Source organism: Bacteroidota bacterium, from assembly GCA_018698135.1.
GTDB lineage: Bacteria > Bacteroidota > Bacteroidia > CAILMK01 > JAAYUY01 > JABINZ01.
In genome coordinates this window covers 13,005-34,229 of the sequence record JABINZ010000287.1, presented here as the reverse complement: position 1 = coordinate 34,229, position 21,225 = coordinate 13,005, and the positions used below count along the sequence as shown (strand labels likewise).

Genomic DNA, 21,225 nt, shown 5'->3' with positions numbered 1-21,225 from the left:
CTAATACTTATCTCTTTTTCTGATTTGCTTGGCGCTGCTGTTTCTGCATGTCTTCAAGCCGCTGTTGCCACTTTGACTTTCCTTTGCCTGTTTTCTTTTTCTTATTCATTTCAATTTTCTTTCTCAGCTTATCTTCATTAACAAATTGCTTAAACAGATATTGCTGACCAAAAGTAATGATATTGGCAAGGAAATAATAATAGCTTAAACCTGCAGAATAATTATTAAAGAAACCCAAGAACATGATAGGCATCACATATTGAATTATTTTCATTTGTTTGCCCATGGCATCATTTCCACCACCCATCATTTGACTATTCATACGCGTATAAATAAGTGTAGAGATGGTCATCAACACAGTAAACAAACTCACATGGTCACCATAAATCTTATCCAAAAGAGGTACATAACCAAATGTCCATATTGAATCGTAGGTAGATAAATCATGAGCCCAGAGGAAGCTCTCTTGTCTTAATTCTATAGATGAAGGAAAAAAGCGAAATAAGGCTATCAGTATAGGCATCTGCAATAACATCGGCAAACAACCGCCCATTGGACTCACCCCTGCTTGTCGGTAAAGCTTCATTTGCTCCTGTTGCATTTTAGCCTGATCCTTCCCTACTTTTTCTTTCAGTATATCTAGCTCAGGCTTTAGTAAACGCATTTTTGCAGTTGACAAATATGATTTATAAGTCAATGGCAATAAAATCATTTTAATTATAAGCGTAAGCAGCAATATGATAATTCCGTAGTTGGCAATGTATTTACTCAGAAAATTGAATACAGGAATAACAACACCAACATTCACCCATCTTAAAATGTTTCTTCCGAGGAAAATTTGCTCCTCCATTTCCAAATTATAGGCTTTGAGGGTTTTGTAATGGTTGGGGCCATAAAAGAAATTCAAATCATAAGTTTGCACCGGAATATGCTCAAATGCAAAGCTTAACGTAGCATCCAAACGCTTTTGGTGTTTTTCATCTTCTATCGTTTCACTTTCGATATGACCTCTGAGAAAATTGGTTTTTGAAATTAAGGTCTGATTAAAAAAGTGTTGTTTAAATGCAACCCACTGTACTTTGCCATCCAGATTCTCGCTTCCATCTTTAGTATCATTTAAACGGCCGGGTTTTTCATTCTCATATCGATAATATACGGTTGGATTACTTCCCACTATTCTCGAATTCTTTTTTGCTTTTCGTTCCAGAAAAAGAGTTTTTGTATTCCAATTCAGATCGATGTACTTAATTGTCCTTGGAATAACTTGATCGAATCCAACCAAATTGATTTGAAAATCCAGCATATAAGAGTCATCAACCAAGCTAAATTTATGCTCAATATATTGGTGTTCATTTAGTTTCATTTTCATAGAAACTGTTGAACCAGCCTCAGTTGACATGGCTGTTGCATTTTGATCGACCTCAAAATATAAATCTGAGGTATTTACAATTTTATTTGAAGCAGAAAATTTATAGCCAAATTCCTGATCACCTTCGTCAAATAATATCAATGGTGCACCTTCGTAAGTAGTGTACTCTTTTAACTCAGCATAGACTACACGACCTCCTTTAGGAGCAATTTTAACTTTCAACCAATTACTCTCAAGCACTATAAAATCATCTGATCCCTCAGTAAATTTTTCAAATTCAGCAGGAACATTCAACACTACTGCTTCCTGAAAACTACTTGTATCACTAATAGATTGAATTTGTGTTCCAGTATCTGCAATTGCAGCTTGAACTATCGCTTGTTTCCGAATAGAGTCCTGTACAACAAAAGTTGAATCAGATATTCGTTGCTTTTCAGCTAATTCTTGTTCATTTGGCTTATTAATAAAATAAAAACCCAGCAATACAGCTGCTATTAATAAGAATCCTAATATTGAATTGCGATCCATTGGTAAATTTTAATTTAAGTGCAAAAATAGGTAAATATTGCATTGAGAAAAGCCTGAATCTCCTTAATTTCAGCTATCATGCAGAAAACTCGTTTAACTTAATATATTTGCTCTGTACAGAAAGAGTGTTATGATACGTTTTAATGCAAAAGTGATCCAACTATTATTTAAACCCAAGCGTTATTGGGAATTTATATTTTCAAGGAAACTAACCGATAAGGATGTTTTTGTTAAGACCTTACTCCCCATTTCAATTTTATTGATCTTAGCCATACTTCTTGGCCCCTTAAACATATTTGAATGTTTTAGTTTACCCGACTTAGTCATTTCAATTCTTTATGGCTTTGTTTTTCCAAACAGTTTAGTTCTCGCAAGTTCGTGGATGGTTTATAAACTCGCTAAACCACTTGGCAGCAATGCAAGTCTGCAGCAAAGTTTGGTCATGATTTCATTTTCGTTGTTGCCTTATTTTATTGCTTTATTTTTCATTTATATTTTCCAATTAAATCACAAATTTGAATTGATTGGATTATTAGGGATTTACTTTTATTATTTAGCATGTAAGAAGTACATTGAAATTATAGAAAGGCATTTTATTAGCTACATCATTATTTCCGTTATAATTACACTCGGAATATACACTATATTAAAAAGTATACTGGGAATGATTAGCCTCATCTCTTTTATTAATTTTTCATTCTAATCGTCAATACATGATTAGTGCATGTATTCGTATTTTTGCAATTCAAATAATATATGATTACACGAATTGACACGAATGTAGAAACAGCAATTGCACTTCTCAAAAAAGATGAGGTGGTGGCAATACCAACCGAAACTGTTTATGGTTTAGCAGGAAATGCGCTTAATCCTGAAACAGTACTGAAAATATATGAAGTCAAGCAAAGACCAAGTTTTGATCCATTAATAGTCCATACGAACTCTTTAACTAAGATTTCAACTTTTGTAAAAAATATCCCGGATATAATTTTCAAACTCTCAGAAGAGTTTTCTCCTGGCCCTTTAACCTACGTATTGCCAAAATCTGATCTTATTCCCGACATTGTTAGTAGTGGACTTCCTTCTGTTGCTATTCGAATTCCTGATCATCCACTTACTCTTGAATTATTGAGTTCGCTTTCTTTTCCTCTGGCTGCCCCAAGCGCAAACTTATTTGGAAAAATTAGTCCAACAAAAGCAGAGCATGTTTATAATCAGCTACAAGGCAAAATTCCATTTATTCTTGATGGAGGAAATTGCAAAATTGGAATTGAATCAACAATTGTAAGCTTTCATAATAATAAGCTTCAGGTTCTCAGATTAGGAGGAATAACGATCGATCAGCTATATGATACAGTAGGTAGCAGAAATGTTGTCTTTCATCAGGCTGAGCAAATTAATGCTCCAGGACAATTAAAAAGTCATTATGCAACACAAACCCCAATGCTAATAGGAGATATTGAAGAACTAATTTTGAAATATTCCGACAAAAAACTAGCGGTTTTATCATTCGAAAAGGAATACTCACAAATTAAGAATCAAGTTGTGCTGTCAAAAAAAGGGGATTTAAAAGAAGCTGCCCAAAAGCTTTTTCAAGCCATGCATCATTTAGATTCTCTGCATGCTGACATAATCCTTACAGAAGTATTTCCAAAAACAGGTTTGGGATTAGCTATAAATGACAGGCTGACAAGAGCAGCCTATCGTTAAAATCATTAATGGATTCCTTTAAATAATCGATTGAAACGAATTTTATTAAATCCTTTTCCATCTTTATCCCATGACATCCAGATAAACAGTGCCTTTCCAACAATATGATCTTCAGGAACAAAACCCCAATATCTTGAATCTGCTGAATTGTGACGGTTATCACCAATCATCCAATAATAGTCCATTTCGAACGTATAATGCGTGATAGTCTGATTATCAATTGAAACAACCCCATCCTTCATTTTGAGAGTTGGATTGTTTTCGTATTCTTTAATAACCCTTTCATAGGTTTTATAGTTTTCCAGTGTCAGTTCAATTTTATCTCCTTTTTGCGGGACATAAATAGGACCATAGTTATCAATATTCCAATTGAATGCTGGATAAAAAGGATAAACATCCGGATCTAATTCGCCTTTGGCCTGAATAATAGGTTCAATTTGAATTACATTTTTCAGTTCTTTAATTTTTGTAGCGTTTTCGCGGGTTAACCACATCACAAACTCTCCTTGATTACTCATCAAAGTTTGCACTTCTGTAATTTGCATTTCATGCAATAATCTTCGATTAAATCCGGTTCCATTTGTTTTCACAAAATATCGATATTGCCCTTTATCAGGCAACTCAACTAAACTGCTGTTTATGTAAACAGCCCTATCTATTATTCTTAGAGAATCACCAGGAATGGCAATACATCTTTTAATATAATTTTCTTTTTTATCTACAGGTCGCCAATCTTCCATTGGATAATTAAAAACAACTACATCATTGTTTTCAATTTTTTCAAAAGCTGGTAATCTTTTATAGGGTATTTTCCACCATTCAACATAAGATTTACCACCTAAAAGAGGCATTGTATGATGTGCAAATGGAAAAGCAATCGGAGTATTTGGGATTCTGGGACCATAATTCAACTTACTAACAAATAGAAAATCACCTACCAGTTGGGTTTTTTCCATAGATGAGGTTGGAATCGTATAGGCTTCAATAAAAAACCATCTTATAATGGTAGCGGCAATGGCTGCAAAAACAATCGCATCAACCCATTCTCTTGACTTTGATTTTTTACGCATGGCAATGTATTCTGCAGAACCACCTGGACCTTCGTACTTTGGTTTTTTAGTCATCGCTAAGTAAATAAGCGATAAAGGAGCAATCAAAGTATAAATAATGAGTTCCTTATTGTTGTATATTCCAAATGATTTAAGAATTCCTAATACAATGATCACCAACATTAATAAATTAACACCAGGAATTAATAGTAGTAAAAACCACCACCAGGAACGACCGCTTAATTTAAGGATAGGAAATAGATTATAAACAGGTACTAATGCTTTCCAGCTAGCAATTCCTGCTAATGGAAATAACTTATAAACTGAAAATGAAAGCAATAAATAGTAGATAATAAGAAAGATGTAGAAACTAGGTAGACTCATTATTTTTATTTTATGTTTTGGAAAAGATCCTTCATTGTGAAAATACCTCTTTTATCAGCAACCCACTCAGTTGCAATTAATGTACCAGTGGCAAAACCTGTTCTATTAAAGGCATCGTGACGAATTGTTATCTTATCAACATTGGAATGTAAGCTTATTTCATGGGTTCCAACCACCTCATCCTCTCGGGAATAAAATATAGGAATTACCCCACCTTTTTGTTCAAACTCCTGCCCTTTTTCGATCTTTTCCCAGTGATCAACAAAATCCATATGCTTAATTAGATTTTCAGCTAAAGTAATTGCTGTTCCACTTGGAGCATCTTTCTTTTTGCTGTGATGAGTTTCGTTAATTGAAACTAAATAGCTATCCTGATTATTAAGCATTTTGGCTAGTAATTCACTAATACTGAACATTACGTTTACACCTATACTAAAGTTGGTAGCATAGAACAATGTACCATTGTATTTTTTACTTAAAGCTTCAACGGTATCAAATTCATCATACCATCCTGTAGTTCCCACAACAATAGGTTTATTGGCTTCAAAAGCTTTTGTTATGTTATAAACTGCGCTACCTGGTGTTGTATAATCGATAATGATATCGGCATTCAAAAAATCCTTTTCGCTGAACTTAAATGCATGATAAGGGTCATAGACGCCAGTAATTTCATGACCTCTGGTGATGGCAAGTTTTTCAATTTCCTTGCCCATTTGTCCGTAACCAAATAAAAATATTTTCATGAGTTTCTATTTTATTAAAATGTCAAAACTAATCCAGAATAAATTACTGCTTTATTATTCTCAAACATATATGCTTCAGGTAAACTTAGCGTAAACGACAAATCATCAGTGATATCAAACTCTCGAAGATGAGCGCCCACATATGCATCAACTAGATTTAATAGATAAAATGCCGTTGTTGCTAATACCGATAATTCAAGATTTCTACGAGATTCATCTCTTTTTTGCTGCAATTGTGTACTTGATGCATATCGAAATTCTGAAGTTCCTGCAATAGGATCATACTGATCAATTGTTAAAGGATCCTCATCAGTTCGCAATATAAAGGCTTCTTTAAACCTTCGATAGTACATATTATTCGTATAAATAAAATACCCACAGGCTCCTAATCCAGCATAAACAATTGGCATTTTCCAGTATTGTTTATTGGTTAACTGACCCCAACCTGGAATAATAGCTGATCGTAACAAAACTCGATTAGGACTAATCAGGTCGTCTTTTTTCAGGCTATCCTTAACTAAAACAGAGGAGGTAAAAACGGGTGTAAGAGTATGCTGTGCTTTAACCTGACTAAATGAAAATTGCACGATCAAGGCAAAAAACAAACCTGATATTAAACATGTAGATTTTAATGACACAGTAAATTATTTTGACAATAAAGATGCCAGTCTCTCAAGGTCTTCTTCTGATTGAAATGGAATAATCAGCTCTCCTTTTCCAGCTCTTTTTGATCTTATTTTTACTTTTGTTAAATAAAGATCAGCAAATTTTTGTTCCCAATGATTATACTCAATTTTTTGAACTTTTGACTTTAATTTGGGCTCCGAATTTTCATTTCTTTGAAACACTTCTTCTTTGCCTTGTTTGACCAATTCTTCCACTTCTCGAACTGAAAGCTCTTCTTTCAGAATGATTTCCAAAATAGCCAATTGATGTTCCTTATCTTCGATTGTAATTAAACTACGTGCATGCCCCATGCTTAATTTATTGTCTCTGATAGCCAATTGAATTTCGTCAGGCAATTTTAATAAACGGAGATAGTTTGTTACTGTTGTTCTGTTTTTACCAATTCTACCAGCAACTTCTTCTTGTTTTAGGCTGCACTCTTCAATAAGTCTTTTATAACTTATAGCTATTTCAATAGCATTTAAATTCTCTCTATGAATATTTTCGATCAGAGACATTTCAAGCATACCCTGATCATCTGCAATACGAACATAGGCTGGTATATTCTTTAAGCCGGCTCGGATACTTGCTCTGGTTCTTCTTTCTCCAGAAATAAGTTGATATTTCCCTCTTCCAATCTTTCTGACAGTAACTGGTTGGATAATACCATGAATTTTTATGGATTCGACCAGCTCTTCAAGCTCTTCATCATTAAAGGCTTCTCGTGGCTGAAAAGGATTGGCTTCTATTTCGTTAATAGGAATTTCGGCCACATTGTTTAACGGTACTGGATTTTTAGCAGTTACATCTGTATTTGAATCCGCTAATAGTGCGTTTAATCCTTTCCCTAAAGCTTGTCGTTTTGCACTCATCTATTTATTCTACACTCTTTAATTCCTTGCTAACAGCAAGATTATTGTTTGTTAATATTTCTTTTGCCAAATTTAAATAGTTAATGGCTCCTCTGCCTTCTACATCATGCATTAACACAGGTACTCCAAAACCAGGAGCTTCACTGATTCGAATATTACGATGGATAATGGTATCAAAAACCAATTGCTGAAAATGTGTTTTTACATCTTCAACAACCTGGTTAGATAACCTTAGGCGGATATCGTACATGGTTAATAAAATCCCTTCAATTTCTAAATTGGGATTCAAATTATTTTGAACAATTTTAATTGTATTCAATAGTTTCCCTAATCCTTCTAAAGCAAAATATTCACATTGAACAGGTACTATTACAGAATCTGAGGCGGTGAGGGCATTCACAGTAATAATCCCTAATGAAGGTGAACAGTCTATGATAATAAAGTCAAAATCATTTTTGATTTTTGCAATGACTTTCTTCATCATGTTTTCCCTTTCAGGAAGCCCGATCATTTCTATCTCAGCTCCAACTAAATCGATATGAGAAGGAATAATGTATAAATTGTCAATCTGTGTTTTAACAATTCCTTCATTTGGATCCAAATTGTTTATGATGCATTCATAAATACTGGTACTAATTTCTTTGGGATCAATACCGAGTCCGGAACTTGCATTTGCCTGAGGGTCTGCATCAATAACGAGGGTTTTATACTCTAAAGCTGCTAAACTTGCAGCTAGATTAATTGTGGTGGTGGTTTTACCAACTCCTCCTTTTTGATTTGCCAGGGAAATAATTTTAGCCATCTACTTTTCTATCTGTGTTTTAGATTATTGTCTTTCAAAGTCATACAGGCAGTGTTTTTTCAAGCTTGCAAATTGACCATTAAAATACAATTTCCATACAAAGATAACCTGATAAAACTATTTCCTCAACAAAAAATTTGGATTGAATAAGATGCTTAATAACATTGAATCTTATTGATTCATTTCCTTGTCTTTAGGATTTAAAACCATCTCCTCTACATCCAGATCTTTGCGATCATATTTACTTCTCCAATAATAATCACTTCGCTTACTAACAGTGGCAAAATATAATAATATCCCAATGAATAATAAACGGGAAGCAAATGCCTCGTCAAAATTATGGTAAATGAAAAATGAAGCAGATGTATGAGCAACAACCGTGATTAACATCACAATAGAGGATATACGTGTTAATTCAGAAGAACGACTAAATCCGCCAACAATAACAAAAAATCCGAAAAAAGTATAAATAACAGCAAGAAGAAAATATTCTGAGTTAACATCTAAGTAGGTTAATCGTCCACTATAAACAATTAAGATATAGGCAAAAAGGACTAACCTCATAATCCATTGTGAGAAATTATAATATTTTCTCAATCCCATTAAATCATTTCTAAGCGTACGTAATAAACCCATAATATTAAATTCTTTGTTAACTCAAATCTACTATTTAATTCTTTCTTATAAAAAAGGTTACTATCTGTTTTACTTATAAATGATTTTCGTCATTGAATACTGAAGTCTGTGAATGCAATTTCATTTTTTTAAAAGCATTTCTCCAGAGATAAACTAATAATGGAATCCATAATAATAGAAAGACAACATTCTGAGACATCAAGAAGAAATCATATAATCCATGAAAAATAAAGGGTAAAATAAAAGCCTTTGCGAGATTGGATGATTTATTAATCATTTTAAAACGAGCAATTCCAAAGTAAAAACCCATAATAACACCATCAATGGCATGAAATGGCACTGCTGTAGACGCTCTCAATAACCCAGTAGACAATCCATTTGAAAATACATAAATTATGTTTTCAACCAGTGCAAATCCTAAACTGACAAATACAGCATAAACAATTCCGTCAAATTTTTCATTGAAATTCTTGTTCTTCCAAATAAGCAAATAAACAGCTAAAAACTTAAATCCTTCTTCGATAAAAGCAGCCATGATAAAAGCATCAAAACCAGCCTGATACAAACCACTCAGGGTTTCACCTAATGGCTTTAACAAACTACCAAGCAATAGAATAGGAATAAAAATCAAGCCACCTGAAAGCAAGCTTAGCAAGAGCAAACCAATAGGCTCTTTTTCATATTTATCTCTAAAATAAATATAGAAAGCAATTATTATTATTGGAGCGATGGAAACTAATAATAAGGTCATATGTCAGTTTTGTATGAGCAAAAATAATCATAATTCAACTTTTGACTATATGCGTAAATACTTTGAACAAATGATTCGTTATTTTTGCAATCCCAATTAAAGATGAAAATAAGATGAAACGAGCATGAGAATAAGTTTACACACACACTTGTGTACCGAAACACTTCGCTGTGAAGGCACAAGGAAATGACTATATGCGAGTTCCATCTGACAACTAAAAAACAATTATAGACTGATGAAAAACAAAATAATGGATCCAATTGGCCGTTTGATGGGCCTACGATATAAATCACATCCATGGCATGGTGTTGATATTGGAGCTAATGCACCTGCAATCGTTGATTGCTATATTGAAATGGTTCCCAGAGATACAGTTAAATACGAAATTGACAAAAGAAGTGGTTACCTGCGAGTTGACCGCCCTCAGAAATATTCCAATACCATTCCTGCTCTTTATGGATTTATTCCACAAACATTCAGTGCTGATAAGGTGGCTGAGTATTGCATGAATAAAACGGATCTGAAAAACATTAAAGGAGATTTAGATCCTATTGATATTTGTGTATTGACAGAAAGTGAAATCGTTCATGGAAATATCATAGTTGAAGCACGTCCCATTGGAGGCTTCAGATTAATTGATGATAATGAAGCTGACGACAAAATTATTGCTGTTTTAAATAATGATGCTGTTTACGAAGGCTATAAAGACATTACTGATTGTCCTGAGATGGTTATTGAACGATTGAAACATTATTTTCTCACCTATAAGGATATGCCTGGCAATAAAAAAGATGTCGAAATAACGCATATGTATAGTGCTGAAGAGGCTCAGGAAATAATTCTTTGTTCAATGGAAGATTACAGACACAAATTTGATTCTCTGGATCAGGCTTTGTCTATGGTATAATAAGGCTTGACAATATCTTCCATTAGTTTATTTGTCCGTATTGCAGCACTCAGATTAGAGGGTGCATTGCCTTTTCCAATTAATTCATTTACAATTAATTCAATCATGGGCATTTGAATATGCTCAGGCGCCTTTATTTCCCACCTTTCTATTTTCCCATTAAGCGTTAGTTCAATTGCTTCTTGGGAAAAAAATGAGAACGCTAGCTCCCCATATTCTGCTTTAAAAATAGTTCTGTCATATTCTTCTTCAGCTTGGACAATAAAAGACCATTTGCCTTTTAACAAAGTATCTCCATATGCTATTTCTGCTGCTACTGTATCTTCCGCATCGTACAATCCAGCCAAATTTAGCACTTGTGATGATTGCAATGTACCTTGTCCAAAATACAAGTCAAATATATCCAATTGATGTGAAGCTAAGTCATAGAAATAGCCACCACCACTAATATCAGGTTTGACTCGCCAAGGTCGATTTATTTGATCAGAATCTGTATTCCTAGGTTTCTTGAATAATGTAGTGTTTATTTCATATATTTTTCCGAGACAGTTGCTCTTTAAAATATCCTTAATCTTCAAAAAATAAGGTAATGCCCTTCTATAATACGCTATAAATAAGGGGATCTGGGTGCTTTTACGAACCTGCTGCATTTCCAAGCACTCTTGATACTTACGAGCCATCGGTTTTTCAACATAAACTGCTTTACCTGCAAGCATGGCCTTTATGGCATATTCAGCATGCATGTTTGGAGGAGTGGCAATATAAATGGCATTTATTTCAGCATCATTAATAAGCTGATCTGCATTTGTAAAATATTTTTTAATCTGATGCCGTTTTGCATAATCACTAACTTTAGTCTCGTTACGGCACATAACACCTATGAGATTCGAATTAGCAATTTTATTAAATGCAGGTCCACTTTTGTTCTCAGTAACTTGGCCGCAACCAATCATACCCCAATTAACATGATCCAATTTTATCATGCATTATGTGTATTAAAATCAAATCTAAATGGCTGAGGATACTCCATGGCAAGATATACAGTGAATCCTAATACTAGAATAACGAGCACAAGCTTAATGTAATTATTAATCGGAAGTGCACTAAGTCCCCAATAAACCAATAGCATTGGCCATAATTGCATGAAGTCTCTCCAATGGAAATCAATAATATCCAAGTTTGATAATAGAAATAGAACTCCCAGAACGATTAGAATAATACCCCAAATAATGCTTTTGAATTGATTATCTTTCATCTTTACCCGTTTTTAAAAAACCTGAAAAGAGAAGTCCCAAACCTATTATAACCAGAATAAATGGCCAGAAATCATCAAAGTCAATTCTAGGAATGTAACGCTCAATGATAAAAAAAGCACCAATTATAATAAGTACTGTCCCTCCTATTAAACTCCCCTTTTTTCTTTTTTCAACTTCAGGTGAATCTGTTGTTGAATTATACCTTTTTTCAGAGAAGTCGGAGCTTTTGCTTTCATCTTTAGGCTCTCTCTTATAAGAATTATCATGTGATTTGGAGATATCACGTGGCACAGCAATCCAGAAAATAATGTAAACAATCAGTCCCCATCCACCAAAAATGGCAGCTAAAACAAACAATATTCGAATTATGGTTACATCAACGTCAAAATAATTTGCGATACCTGAGGCAACTCCACCAATTACTTCATTAGAAGAATCTCTAAATAATCTACGATTTGTCATGTCATTGTATTTTGTTTTATCAATGCAAAGAAAATGCAAAATATACAATCTGAGTAATTTACATTGTAAATACAGGAATTATATTGGCGAATAAACGTTTTAAGTTGTTAACGCATCACATCAAATGGTTTGCTTAAAATATGATATTGCATGAGTAATCGAGTTAATCTTATTAAAACGACTGGATAGTTTGTAGACTTATCTATTTCTAAACCAAGTGGCTATTTATTAACGGAGATTATGTTTCAGCTAGAAAGTTTATATAAGGAATTAGAATTTATTCCTATTTATTTACATTTGAAATCTATTTATAAATACAACTAATAAATTTAAAACATATTCAAATGACTATTGTAATTACAGGTTCTGGACTGACTATTGAAAAAATGGTCAAAGTAGCGAGAGAAAATGAGATTGTAGAACTTCATCCTGATGCTTTAGAGCGTATGAAAGTATGTCGTGCAATGCTTGAAAGGAAAATTGATGCCCATGAAATTATGTATGGTGTAAATACAGGTATTGGAGAATTCTCAGAAGTAGTGCTGGATGATGATCAGGTACAGGATTTTCAGAAATATTTGATTTACAATCATGCAGCTGGTATTGGAGATCCTGCTCCAATTGAATATGTTAGAGCTGCCATGTTGGGTAGAATTAATGTGCATGCACATGGAAATTCAGGTTGTCGCCCAATTATCACCCAAACTTATGTTGAAATGCTCAACAAAGGAGTTACTCCTTTTGTTTGTCAAAAGGGTTCTGTAGGAGCTTCTGGGGACCTTGCCCCTATGTCTCAAATAGCCCTTCTGCTTATGGGGGAAGGACAGGCTTATTATAAAGGAGAATTATTGGAAGGAAAAGACGCCATGGACAAGGCAGAAATTGAGATTCCTGGTCTTCAGGCACGTGATGGATTAGCAGCTATTAATGGCTCAAACCTATTAACAGCCATGAGTGCTTTGTTTCTATTTGATGCAAATAATTGGTTGAAACAGGCAGAAATTGCTGCCGCAATGAGTTTAGAAGCACTTAAAGCAAACATGAAACCCTATACACGTAAACTTCATGAAGTACGTGGATTTAAAGGTGCTGTTCGTAGTGCTGAATCGATTAACAAAATTGTTACTGGTGGTGATTTGAAGGAAGAAAAAGTAAAATGTAAAGTGCAGGATGCATATTCCATGCGTTCAACTCCTCAGGTTATTGGATCAGCACATGATGCATTGGCTTATGCTCGCTCGCAAGTTGAAATAGAATTAAATGGTGTGGGTGACAATCCAATTTTCTTCCCCGAAGAAGATATGCAATTGAGTGGTGCTAATTTTCAGGGCTCTCCAGTTTCAGTTCCAATGGACATGGCCGGTTATTGCATTACAATGGTTTCAATAATGTCAGAAAGAAGAATGAATCGTTTAAATAATCCTGCTTTAAGTGTTGGATTGCCTGCTTTCTTAACCAAAGGTGCCGGTATGTTTTCAGGATTGATGTTAAGCCAATATACAGCTGATATGCAGATTGTTGAACAGAGAATTCTCTCTGCACCGGCCTGCATCCAGTCTATACCAGCTGCTGCCGACCAGGAAGATTTTGTATCCATGGGAATGAATACTGCTATTAAAAACTTTCAAATACTTGATAACGCTTATGGCATATTGGGAATTGAATTTATGGCAGCTGCTCAGGCATTGGATTTTAGAGAATATAGTTTTGGTAAGGGAACAACAAAAGCCAAAGAAGTTATTCGCAAATATGTTGATTTCCTAGACATTGACCGACCATTATATCCTGATCATACAAATATGCAGAAATTGGTTAAGTCTTGCGAAATATTGCATGAAGTAGAGAAAGAAGTTGGTTCTCTAGAGGAATAATGGATAGGACAGATTTGACAACTTTACGAAAGTTGTCAAATCTAAATTCTATTGGTATGGTAAAATAATTACATCAAATTCAAAACTCTCAACTCAAAACTTTCATCTTCTCCTTCAACCTCCTTTAGCTTACCTATCTTGGCACGACTATCATATTCCGTATAATAATCAAAAGTGTATTTTCCAATTTGCATCACACTTCCAACTTTTTCAGTTTCAACGGTATTGGTATAATAATCAAATTCTAAATCATTAATACTGCGCATTTTTCCAGCTAAACTTGCATGCTGGCTTCTGATGTAATATTTCAGCACAATATTGCCAATGGAATACAATTTCGATACTTTATCAGGATCAATTGTATAATAATCAATTTTTATATGACCAATTTGCGAAATTTTCCCGGCTTTTTCTTTCACTTCAAATGATGAGTAGTACTTAATTTCTGTATCTCCGATTTTAGAAAGTTTTGAGTGCAATTCAAACTCTTCATATTCATCATAGTATTCAAATGCCTGATCAGCTTCACTGTTGACTAATTCCAGTCCTTTAATAAATCCATTCCCATTGATAATTAGATCTAATTCATCATAACCTGAATTAACTAAAAAACGATATTCTGTAACTTGTCCTAAAGAATTAACTTCAATTGATTTAAGCTTTACATTTTGTGCTGAAGCTGTGCTGCAAATAAAATAGATGCCCAAAAAGAGAATGAATTTAATTGAGTTTGACATAAGAATTTGTTTTTTCAAAAATAAGAAGCAAAAATTAAACAACTATTCTATAAAATAGAAGTTGTCCGTATCTTCAAACTATGGTCAGCTCTGTGTAGTAACAAAAAAAAGGGACCCGAAGGTCCCTGATTCTTTTCAGTTATCACTGTTTTCTATCATATATTATTAGTGATTGGCCAAATAATCAGCCACACCAGCTGAAGTTGGTTTCATGGCATCATCGCCTTCTTTCCAATCTGCTGGACAAACTTCACCATTTTCCTCGAAATGCTTTAAAGCATCTAACATTCTTAAGGCTTCAGTTGTTGAACGACCCAAGTCTAAGCTATTTACCAATTCGTGTTGGACTATTCCTTTCTTATCAATTAAGAATAAACCACGGAATGCAATAGGTGCACCTTCAAATACCCAATTACTTTGCTCATCCATATCATATTCACCTGCTAAAACGCCATAATTAATGGCAATCGTTTTTGATAAATCGGCTACTATAGGATACTGAACTCCCTGAATACCACCTTTATCTACTGGTGTATTCAACCAAGCCCAATGACTAAATTTTGAATCCACAGAACAACCTACAACAACAGCTCCTCTTTTCTCGAATTCTGCTTTTGCTTTTTGAAAAGCAAGAATTTCAGTTGGACAAACAAATGTAAAATCCAATGGATAAAAGAAGAATACAACATATTTATCATCAATATACTGTTCGAGTGAAAATTGTTCGACAAATTCACCACCGTTTACTACTGCATCTGCTACAAATGCAGGAGCTTTTTTTCCTACTAAAGACATGATTTCTAATTAATTTAATTTTTTATTTCACCAAATATTTTAAGTCTAACTTCCTGTACATCAAAATTATCAATCTTTTTTGATTTAAAGTAATCATGTACAAGCGTGTTCAATTCCTCATCGTCATAATCAAGTATTTTACTGGTTTTATTGCAAACTAAATGATTATGGAAATGAAGATCTGCATCATAATGCAGCGAATCATCAATTGATTTCAGTTTCTTGATCAAACCACTTTTTGCGAAAGTGTCTAATGTTTTATACACTGTTGCCAATGATATTGTCGGATACTCTTTTACAAGTTTCGAATGTATCATTTCTGCTGTAGGGTGCTCAAGCGATGAAAACAATTCCATATAAATAACCAAGCGCTGATGGGTAACACGTAAATCATGCTCCACTAACTTCTGCTTACTATCTTCTATGGAAATTTGACGATTCATTCAATAATTATTATTAGATAAGAATTATTATCAGATACAAAAGTAATACATTTATGTTAAGTGTGAGACAAAATATTAAAATTTTATTGAATATCCGTAATTGTAACTATGATGTGAAAATTGCCACAGATTCCTGATTTGTTTTCAAGAGATAATTTATATTTCTATGAATCAGTTACTTAAAGATGAATGACATTATAGCAACTCCCATCTGAGTCAATCTTTGATGACTCAGATATTGACAAACTAACAATTCACTGAGTCCTTTGCAGGTGGCATTGGGAGGTAAAAATCAAAGCTATAAGAGTTTCAACACACCCCTAACCCCTCTCTACAGGGGAATTAAATCAAAAATTATTGGTTACAAACTGCTCCAAAGAAAAACTCTTATCATGCCTTACCCCTCTTTCGGTTCGTTTTAATGAACAGCATTCCGTGTAGTAATCATGCTCAAAATAGAGAGTGTACTTATTCTCAACTGCTTCTTCCATAAACTTGATTTTCTCTTCTAATGTTACCAAAGGTTTGGTGTCATAACTCATGATATAAGATAATGGAATATGTCCTGTTGATGGAAGTAAATCAGCCATATAAACCAAGGTGCGGCCATTGAAATTGATTTGAGGAATTATTTGTCCTTTGGTGTGTCCATCAAATATTCGAAGGAAAATATCAGGATATAATTCAGTTTCTTCTTCGATAAATTTCAATTGTCCATACTCCTGCATCGGTAATAGGTTCTCATCCATGAACGATGCTTTTTCTCTTCCATTTGGATTCATAGCCCAGTCCCACTGAGATTTACTCACCCAATAAGTGGCATTTTTAAAAACAGGTCCATAGCCGTCCCCATCATCTTTTTTCTTAATACCACCACCCGCATGATCGAAATGCAGATGTGTCAGAATATTATCGGTAATATCATCTGGAGTAAAACCATGTGCAGCCAATGATTTAATCATTGTATCATCTCCATGAAGGAAATAGTGGCTGTAGAATTTTTTACTTTGCTTCTCTCCTATTCCATTATCAATCAGAATTTTCCTATCACCGGTATCAATTAACAAACAGCGCATTGCCCAGCTGCATAAATTATTTTCATCAGCAGGATTTGTTTTTTGCCATATTACTTTTGGAACTACACCAAACATAGCTCCTCCATCCAGTTTAAAATAACCGGTATTTATCTTATACAATTTCATTTTGGGTGTTATTTCGATTGTTTAGTGTCTGTTTGCTCAGCCATTTGATACAAAGGAATGATTTTCACATCCAACTCTTCCAGCATTTTCCTGGCATATTCTAGATCTTCAGCAAAACCAATCAAGTATCCACCACCTCCTGAACCACAAAGTTTGAGATAGAAGACACTGGTTTCAAGTCCTTTTTTCCACACATCCCTGAAAGGTTCAGGAATCATCGGCGCAAAATTGACTAATAAATATTTGGATAATTCTTTGATATTCTTATAAAATTCTCTGACCTCACCTTTAATAAAGGATTTAATACAACGATCGCTGGAAGGAATCATTTCGGTTTGTAGTCCTTTAAAGAAAACATCGTTCTGACATTGTTCCATAAAATAATTAACCAAAGGTTCCGTTTCTCCTATTGTACCCGTGTCGATTAAGAACATCCCTTTTTGTTTGGATGCCATATCGAGTCCAACTTTATCAATTTCTTTATTCGATTGAATCAGCAATGGCTGTTTCATATAGCAATTCAAAGGATCCAATCCTGAGGATTTCCCATGAAAATAAGACTCCATCTGGGCAAGAACATCTTTTAATTTCTTAATCCTTAGTGGATTTATATTCTTTCTGTTGTTAATTCGATCTAGCGCATAACGATCGTATAAAGCAGCCACTAATGCACCTGAACTCCCAATACCAAAACCTTGAGGAATACTGGATTCAAAAAACAATCCTTCCTTTATTTCTTCTTCAAAAAGCTCTGTATTCAAAGTAAACTTTAACTGCTTTTTATCGTGAAGTTTTTTAAGATATGAAAAGAAATTCCGTATGCTTTTGTTTGAGTTAATTGCAAATTCATGAATTTTTTCAGGAACATTTTCTTTAAAATTCAAGCGACCTTTAAACTCCTGATAAGGTATAGTCAATCCCATCGAATTACAGATTACGCCATATTCTCCAAACAGCATAATCTTCGCATGAAATTCTTTACCTACCTTATAATTCATTATTCCTTTATTATTTTAGGACCATCACCAACACAATCATCAATCCAATTTTTTATTAGACCATTTTTGAGTAGGTCATTCTTAATAAATCCCTTCACATGATGTTTATCCTTTTCACTGTAAATCAAGTGTATATTCGGCCCTGCATCAAGTGTAAAGCAAATATCGACTTTATTTTCTTTACGGAAAAATCTGATTTTGTCGATAATGTGGATAGTTGCAGGCTCCATTAATAAAAACGACTCCTTGGAAGTCATCATCATGGCATGCAAACTCAGTGCTTCATTTTCAACTACTTCAATAAATTGAGGTATATCTCCATCTTTCAAAGCACTTAATAATACCTTCATATTTGCTCTTGCTTGTTCAAATCGAGCTTTTTCAAACGGATGGCCATGCATTAAACTATGCCCCTTTGTGCTGGAAACTTTCTTTTCCTGATCAGAAACTATTAAAATTGCATCATGTAAAGTTGCAAAATTGGGATGTATATTTTCCCTTAATGGAACTGCAAACTCATTGGAGCTTTCATTGATTTCATCATATTTTCCCCAAAGCACCAGTCCTCCATAAACAGATCGGGAAGCACTCCCTGAACCTAATCGGGCTACATAACTTGCTTTATTAAAAAAATCACTAGCATTGGATAATGAACTAAACAACTTATTCTCTATTGAACATAAACATAAAGCCAATGCACTCATGGCTGATGCTGAAGAAGCAATTCCAGCGGAATGAGGAAATGTATTGCTTGACTCAATAGTCATCTTCAATTGACTTAAAAATGGAAAAATTGGTAGAATCGATTTTAGAAAAACATTAATTTTTTCATGAAACAGTGGCGCTTCTCCATCATTAAAAACAAGCTGTGTTTCAATTTTACCTGTAGTAGAATAAGCATAGGTAACTTTCGTTTTGGTTACTGCATTATTTAGGGTAATACTTAATGAAGGATTTTGAGGCAGTTGTATACCGTATTTTCCCCAATATTTTATCAAAGCAATATTGGATGGGCTTTGCCAACAAATAGAACTCTCTAAAAAAGCTCCTTTCAATACTAATTCTGGATTTGAATACAATTTTAGCTGTTTTTTCTCTGCAAAGTTAAACTTATAATCGAAATACCAAAAGCAACATAAATTCAGAATTGTTCATATTATTATTATTTGTTATTTTAAAAAACCTTATTTTAGAAGCACGAGAATTAGTTAAATAAAGTCAATAATCCCTTCTTTTTTGAGGATTAAAGTGTATATCATGGTTGAACTAAAAAAAAGAAAAAAGAAAAAAATATCGGATTCAGGTCGCAAATACCGCTGGCTAAATAAGTTTATACTCATTGTTGAAGATGAAAGAACGAACCACATGCTCATCGACCTGATGTTACGTCCTACCAGTGCTCGATTAATGTGGGCAATGGATGGCAAGCAAGCTGTTGAAATGTGTGAAGAAAATGAAGATATTGATATCGTTTTAATGGACATCCGTCTTCCTAAGATGAATGGTTATGAAGCAACCCAGGCAATTCGTAAATTCAGACCTGAATTACCTATTGTTGCGCAAACCGCTTATGTAATGGAAGAGGAAAAACACAAAGTCATTGAAGTTGGTTGTAATGACCTGATTACCAAACCAATTAAAAAAGAAATTCTTCTCAAAAAGATTTCGAAATATATCGATACAAAATAGAAAATAATCGATCAAATGGTAGAGGATAAGAAAAAGAAGCAATATGATTTTATGGGAAAAATGATTCTTGTGGTAGAGGACATGGAAACCAATCATATGATCATTGATAGTATTTTAAGAAGAACTTATGCACAAGTTTTATGGGCAATGGATGGAGAAACAGGAATTGAGCTGTGTAAGGAACACGAGAACATTGACCTTGTTTTAATGGATATTCGTTTACCCGGCATTGATGGTTATGAAACGACACGAATCATCCGGAAATTAAGACCTGATTTACCTATTGTTGCGCAAACAGCTTATGTATATCACAATAATAAGCACTTAGTTTTAGATGCTGGTTGTGATGACTTGATTACAAAGCCAATTAAAAGGGATGTTTTATTGCGAAAAGTAAATAAATATATTCATAAGGGAAGAAAAGCAACTGAAGAATAGTTCGTTTACAAAACCATATCATCATAGCTCAGTATAGTTGATAAACCTTTAGATTCGAAATAAGCCATTGTTTCTTCTCTGTTCATGAGAGAAGAGACCATAATAAAATCACCACCCCATGCACCCAATGATTTAATTTCACCATTGAAGTCTGCAAATCGCTCATCTTTAATTGGGATTCTTTTTATAACAGAAGCCGTGATTTTCTCATGTTTAGTCAAACTTTCATTAAAATCTCCCTGACTATACGCATTGATAATATCGTTTGTTAAATTGCTTATTTGTTCTACTTCAAACTTGCTAATAATTGATTCAGAATTAAACCTTTTAATTTCCTGATCTGTTTGTTGTTTCTTTCCTAAAAAAACGAAACAGATATTCTTTCTAAAATCAGGCTTAAAATTAATTTGATTAACGACTGCCATATTATTTACTATTTGATATGTTAATGGGCCAGCACTTTGTGCACAGGCAACATCATATCCAGATCCTCCAAAAGTATTTTTCAGCAATTCATATACATCGCATTTTGACCATTCTGCAATTAAGGAAAGCAATGTTGAGCTGGAGCCCAATCCCCATTTTCTATTAAAATTCAAATTCGTTTCGCACTTAAAAGCTCTCCCGTCACTCAAAAATGATGAATTTAAATTTCTAGCCTCCTTTAAAACGGACAATAGTTTCGATCCAATTGTATCATCACTTGTATGTTCGATTAGAAAAGAATCCAGTTTGATTTTGGCTTCAAACCATGTTTTGCCGAATTCTTTACTTTGCCAATAAAGAACATTTTGCTCATCAATACGTTCGATTTGTAAAGATTGACCAAACTTAACAGGAACAGCTAAACTTTTTGCTCCTCTTAACACCAGATATTCACCAGTGAATAATAATTTCCCGTTTGAATAATAAGTTTC

24 protein-coding genes are annotated in these 21,225 nt (G+C 33.9%); 6 read left to right on the top strand and 18 right to left on the bottom strand.

Annotation, left to right across the window (positions count from 1 at the left end; translation table 11 throughout):
- Window positions 1-7 precede the first annotated feature (7 nt).
- A complete protein-coding gene (yidC, locus tag HOG71_17995) occupies window positions 8-1,897 on the bottom strand; it encodes a membrane protein insertase YidC (GenBank protein MBT5992743.1) in 1,890 nt (629 codons plus the stop codon).
- A gap of 130 nt (window positions 1,898-2,027) precedes the next feature.
- Here yidC and HOG71_17990 point away from each other — a divergent pair, with 130 nt between their 5' ends.
- Complete coding sequence (locus tag HOG71_17990) at window positions 2,028-2,600, top strand: hypothetical protein (protein ID MBT5992742.1); 573 nt, start codon at window positions 2,028-2,030, stop codon at window positions 2,598-2,600.
- A 53-nt stretch (window positions 2,601-2,653) separates the two neighbouring features.
- A complete protein-coding gene (locus HOG71_17985) occupies window positions 2,654-3,607 on the top strand; it encodes a threonylcarbamoyl-AMP synthase (protein MBT5992741.1) in 954 nt (317 codons plus the stop codon).
- Window positions 3,608-3,612: 5 nt separating this feature from the next.
- Here HOG71_17985 and lepB read toward each other — a convergent pair whose 3' ends face one another.
- From lepB to HOG71_17950, 7 genes are all read right to left on the bottom strand, one after another.
- Window positions 3,613-4,731: a signal peptidase I gene (lepB, locus tag HOG71_17980; GenBank protein MBT5992740.1), complete on the bottom strand. Its 1,119-nt coding sequence runs from the start codon at window positions 4,729-4,731 to the stop codon at window positions 3,613-3,615.
- Window positions 4,732-5,045: 314 nt separating this feature from the next.
- On the bottom strand, window positions 5,046-5,783 hold the full coding sequence (dapB, locus tag HOG71_17975; protein MBT5992739.1) for a 4-hydroxy-tetrahydrodipicolinate reductase: 738 nt from the start codon (window positions 5,781-5,783) through the stop codon (window positions 5,046-5,048).
- A gap of 14 nt (window positions 5,784-5,797) precedes the next feature.
- Window positions 5,798-6,421 carry a hypothetical protein gene (locus HOG71_17970; GenBank protein MBT5992738.1) on the bottom strand — a complete coding sequence of 208 codons (624 nt, stop codon included), beginning with the start codon at window positions 6,419-6,421 and terminating at the stop codon, window positions 5,798-5,800.
- A 6-nt stretch (window positions 6,422-6,427) separates the two neighbouring features.
- Window positions 6,428-7,321, bottom strand: coding sequence for a ParB/RepB/Spo0J family partition protein (locus HOG71_17965; protein MBT5992737.1), 894 nt, complete (start codon window positions 7,319-7,321; stop codon window positions 6,428-6,430).
- A gap of 4 nt (window positions 7,322-7,325) precedes the next feature.
- On the bottom strand, window positions 7,326-8,123 hold the full coding sequence (locus HOG71_17960; GenBank protein MBT5992736.1) for a ParA family protein: 798 nt from the start codon (window positions 8,121-8,123) through the stop codon (window positions 7,326-7,328).
- A 171-nt stretch (window positions 8,124-8,294) separates the two neighbouring features.
- Window positions 8,295-8,759, bottom strand: coding sequence for a hypothetical protein (locus HOG71_17955; GenBank protein ID MBT5992735.1), 465 nt, complete (start codon window positions 8,757-8,759; stop codon window positions 8,295-8,297).
- Between the two features lie 73 nt (window positions 8,760-8,832).
- Window positions 8,833-9,510 carry a PrsW family intramembrane metalloprotease gene (locus HOG71_17950; GenBank protein ID MBT5992734.1) on the bottom strand — a complete coding sequence of 226 codons (678 nt, stop codon included), beginning with the start codon at window positions 9,508-9,510 and terminating at the stop codon, window positions 8,833-8,835.
- Between the two features lie 235 nt (window positions 9,511-9,745).
- Between HOG71_17950 and HOG71_17945 the strand changes: the two genes are divergently transcribed.
- The gene (locus HOG71_17945) at window positions 9,746-10,417 is read left to right on the top strand and encodes an inorganic pyrophosphatase (protein MBT5992733.1); all 672 of its coding nucleotides are present in this window, start codon (window positions 9,746-9,748) and stop codon (window positions 10,415-10,417) included.
- On the opposite strand, the gene HOG71_17940 is transcribed toward HOG71_17945, so the two are convergent.
- From HOG71_17940 to HOG71_17930, 3 genes are read right to left on the bottom strand one after another with little or no spacing between them, the layout of a single operon-like run.
- Window positions 10,396-11,400, bottom strand: a complete 1,005-nt coding sequence (locus tag HOG71_17940) for a Gfo/Idh/MocA family oxidoreductase (protein ID MBT5992732.1) — start codon at window positions 11,398-11,400, stop codon at window positions 10,396-10,398. The two genes, HOG71_17945 and HOG71_17940, sit on opposite strands and share 22 nt — an antisense overlap.
- Window positions 11,397-11,672: a hypothetical protein gene (locus tag HOG71_17935; protein ID MBT5992731.1), complete on the bottom strand. Its 276-nt coding sequence runs from the start codon at window positions 11,670-11,672 to the stop codon at window positions 11,397-11,399. Before HOG71_17935 ends, HOG71_17940 begins: the two co-directional genes overlap by 4 nt.
- Window positions 11,662-12,135, bottom strand: coding sequence for a PspC domain-containing protein (locus tag HOG71_17930; protein MBT5992730.1), 474 nt, complete (start codon window positions 12,133-12,135; stop codon window positions 11,662-11,664). Before HOG71_17930 ends, HOG71_17935 begins: the two co-directional genes overlap by 11 nt.
- Window positions 12,136-12,479: 344 nt before the next feature.
- On the opposite strand from HOG71_17930, the gene HOG71_17925 reads away from it, so the two are divergent.
- The gene (locus HOG71_17925; protein ID MBT5992729.1) at window positions 12,480-14,006 is read left to right on the top strand and encodes an aromatic amino acid lyase; all 1,527 of its coding nucleotides are present in this window, start codon (window positions 12,480-12,482) and stop codon (window positions 14,004-14,006) included.
- Window positions 14,007-14,074: 68 nt separating this feature from the next.
- On the opposite strand, the gene HOG71_17920 is transcribed toward HOG71_17925, so the two are convergent.
- From HOG71_17920 to mvaD, 6 genes are all read right to left on the bottom strand, one after another.
- Window positions 14,075-14,743 carry a hypothetical protein gene (locus tag HOG71_17920; protein ID MBT5992728.1) on the bottom strand — a complete coding sequence of 223 codons (669 nt, stop codon included), beginning with the start codon at window positions 14,741-14,743 and terminating at the stop codon, window positions 14,075-14,077.
- 165 nt (window positions 14,744-14,908) lie between these two features.
- The gene (locus tag HOG71_17915) at window positions 14,909-15,538 is read right to left on the bottom strand and encodes a peroxiredoxin (GenBank protein MBT5992727.1); all 630 of its coding nucleotides are present in this window, start codon (window positions 15,536-15,538) and stop codon (window positions 14,909-14,911) included.
- 14 nt (window positions 15,539-15,552) lie between these two features.
- Complete coding sequence (locus HOG71_17910) at window positions 15,553-15,981, bottom strand: transcriptional repressor (protein ID MBT5992726.1); 429 nt, start codon at window positions 15,979-15,981, stop codon at window positions 15,553-15,555.
- Window positions 15,982-16,328: 347 nt separating this feature from the next.
- Window positions 16,329-17,183 carry an MBL fold metallo-hydrolase gene (locus HOG71_17905; GenBank protein MBT5992725.1) on the bottom strand — a complete coding sequence of 285 codons (855 nt, stop codon included), beginning with the start codon at window positions 17,181-17,183 and terminating at the stop codon, window positions 16,329-16,331.
- A gap of 8 nt (window positions 17,184-17,191) precedes the next feature.
- On the bottom strand, window positions 17,192-18,181 hold the full coding sequence (locus tag HOG71_17900) for a mevalonate kinase (protein MBT5992724.1): 990 nt from the start codon (window positions 18,179-18,181) through the stop codon (window positions 17,192-17,194).
- A complete protein-coding gene (mvaD, locus tag HOG71_17895) occupies window positions 18,181-19,260 on the bottom strand; it encodes a diphosphomevalonate decarboxylase (protein MBT5992723.1) in 1,080 nt (359 codons plus the stop codon). The genes HOG71_17900 and mvaD overlap by 1 nt, the downstream gene beginning before the upstream one ends.
- A 178-nt stretch (window positions 19,261-19,438) precedes the next feature.
- On the opposite strand from mvaD, the gene HOG71_17890 reads away from it, so the two are divergent.
- Together HOG71_17890 and HOG71_17885 are read left to right on the top strand one after the other, a co-directional pair.
- Window positions 19,439-19,870 carry a response regulator gene (locus HOG71_17890; protein MBT5992722.1) on the top strand — a complete coding sequence of 144 codons (432 nt, stop codon included), beginning with the start codon at window positions 19,439-19,441 and terminating at the stop codon, window positions 19,868-19,870.
- A 15-nt stretch (window positions 19,871-19,885) separates the two neighbouring features.
- Window positions 19,886-20,308: a response regulator gene (locus tag HOG71_17885; GenBank protein ID MBT5992721.1), complete on the top strand. Its 423-nt coding sequence runs from the start codon at window positions 19,886-19,888 to the stop codon at window positions 20,306-20,308.
- A 5-nt stretch (window positions 20,309-20,313) separates the two neighbouring features.
- Here the strand turns inward: HOG71_17885 and HOG71_17880 are convergent, their stop codons facing one another.
- The gene (locus HOG71_17880; protein ID MBT5992720.1) at window positions 20,314-21,177 is read right to left on the bottom strand and encodes a GHMP kinase; all 864 of its coding nucleotides are present in this window, start codon (window positions 21,175-21,177) and stop codon (window positions 20,314-20,316) included.
- Window positions 21,178-21,225: the final 48 nt, after the last annotated feature.

What these genes read in the sequence shown, in the direction of transcription:
- yidC (MBT5992743.1), bottom strand. Translation starts at nt 1,897, where the DNA reads ATGGATCGCAATTCAATATTAGGATTCTTATTAATAGCAGCTGTATTG.
- HOG71_17990 (MBT5992742.1), top strand. Translation starts at nt 2,028, where the DNA reads ATGATACGTTTTAATGCAAAAGTGATCCAACTATTATTTAAACCCAAG.
- HOG71_17985 (MBT5992741.1), top strand. Translation starts at nt 2,654, where the DNA reads ATGATTACACGAATTGACACGAATGTAGAAACAGCAATTGCACTTCTC.
- lepB (MBT5992740.1), bottom strand. Translation starts at nt 4,731, where the DNA reads ATGACTAAAAAACCAAAGTACGAAGGTCCAGGTGGTTCTGCAGAATAC.
- dapB (MBT5992739.1), bottom strand. Translation starts at nt 5,783, where the DNA reads ATGAAAATATTTTTATTTGGTTACGGACAAATGGGCAAGGAAATTGAA.
- HOG71_17965 (MBT5992737.1), bottom strand. Translation starts at nt 7,321, where the DNA reads ATGAGTGCAAAACGACAAGCTTTAGGGAAAGGATTAAACGCACTATTA.
- HOG71_17960 (MBT5992736.1), bottom strand. Translation starts at nt 8,123, where the DNA reads ATGGCTAAAATTATTTCCCTGGCAAATCAAAAAGGAGGAGTTGGTAAA.
- HOG71_17955 (MBT5992735.1), bottom strand. Translation starts at nt 8,759, where the DNA reads ATGGGTTTATTACGTACGCTTAGAAATGATTTAATGGGATTGAGAAAA.
- HOG71_17950 (MBT5992734.1), bottom strand. Translation starts at nt 9,510, where the DNA reads ATGACCTTATTATTAGTTTCCATCGCTCCAATAATAATAATTGCTTTC.
- HOG71_17945 (MBT5992733.1), top strand. Translation starts at nt 9,746, where the DNA reads ATGAAAAACAAAATAATGGATCCAATTGGCCGTTTGATGGGCCTACGA.
- HOG71_17940 (MBT5992732.1), bottom strand. Translation starts at nt 11,400, where the DNA reads ATGATAAAATTGGATCATGTTAATTGGGGTATGATTGGTTGCGGCCAA.
- HOG71_17935 (MBT5992731.1), bottom strand. Translation starts at nt 11,672, where the DNA reads ATGAAAGATAATCAATTCAAAAGCATTATTTGGGGTATTATTCTAATC.
- HOG71_17930 (MBT5992730.1), bottom strand. Translation starts at nt 12,135, where the DNA reads ATGACAAATCGTAGATTATTTAGAGATTCTTCTAATGAAGTAATTGGT.
- HOG71_17925 (MBT5992729.1), top strand. Translation starts at nt 12,480, where the DNA reads ATGACTATTGTAATTACAGGTTCTGGACTGACTATTGAAAAAATGGTC.
- HOG71_17920 (MBT5992728.1), bottom strand. Translation starts at nt 14,743, where the DNA reads ATGTCAAACTCAATTAAATTCATTCTCTTTTTGGGCATCTATTTTATT.
- HOG71_17915 (MBT5992727.1), bottom strand. Translation starts at nt 15,538, where the DNA reads ATGTCTTTAGTAGGAAAAAAAGCTCCTGCATTTGTAGCAGATGCAGTA.
- HOG71_17910 (MBT5992726.1), bottom strand. Translation starts at nt 15,981, where the DNA reads ATGAATCGTCAAATTTCCATAGAAGATAGTAAGCAGAAGTTAGTGGAG.
- HOG71_17905 (MBT5992725.1), bottom strand. Translation starts at nt 17,183, where the DNA reads ATGAAATTGTATAAGATAAATACCGGTTATTTTAAACTGGATGGAGGA.
- HOG71_17900 (MBT5992724.1), bottom strand. Translation starts at nt 18,181, where the DNA reads ATGAATTATAAGGTAGGTAAAGAATTTCATGCGAAGATTATGCTGTTT.
- HOG71_17890 (MBT5992722.1), top strand. Translation starts at nt 19,439, where the DNA reads ATGGTTGAACTAAAAAAAAGAAAAAAGAAAAAAATATCGGATTCAGGT.
- HOG71_17885 (MBT5992721.1), top strand. Translation starts at nt 19,886, where the DNA reads ATGGTAGAGGATAAGAAAAAGAAGCAATATGATTTTATGGGAAAAATG.